The sequence below is a fragment of the Methylobacterium sp. CCH5-D2 genome (assembly GCF_001556475.1).
GTDB classification, from domain to species: domain Bacteria; phylum Pseudomonadota; class Alphaproteobacteria; order Rhizobiales; family Beijerinckiaceae; genus Methylobacterium; species Methylobacterium hispanicum.
Genome location: NZ_LSIX01001056.1, coordinates 1 through 393 on the forward strand (window position 1 = coordinate 1; position 393 = coordinate 393).

The 393-nt window shown below is 66.4% G+C and carries 1 protein-coding gene; it reads right to left on the bottom strand.

Translation table 11 applies throughout. The features are described from left to right. On the bottom strand, positions 1-393 hold a 393-nt coding region (locus AX737_RS28695), incomplete at both ends, for an efflux RND transporter permease subunit (RefSeq protein WP_197430755.1).

Sequence of the window (393 nt, forward strand, 5' to 3'; positions counted from 1 at the left end):
GCGAGATGGCCGTGGTGCGCACGTTCAGCAGGAAGGCGAACAGCACCACCGCCACGACCAGCACGGCCTCGACGAGGACGCGCTCGACGTTGCGGATCGAGGTCTCGATGAAGTCTGCCTGCCGGAACAGCACTTGGTCGGCCTTGATGCCGCCGGGCAGGTTCGGGTTGAGTTCCTTCAGTGCGGTCTCGATGCTGCGGGTCAGCCGCACGGTGTCGACGTCGGGTTGTTTCTCGACCGAGACGATGACCGCTGGCTTGGCCATGTAGCCGGCGTCGCCCCGCTTCACCTTCGCGGCAAAGGACACCTCCCCGACCTGGCGCAGGTATACAGGCGTGTCGGCGACCGTCGCGACCACGAGGTTGCGCAGGTCGTCGAGGCTCATGGTCCGGC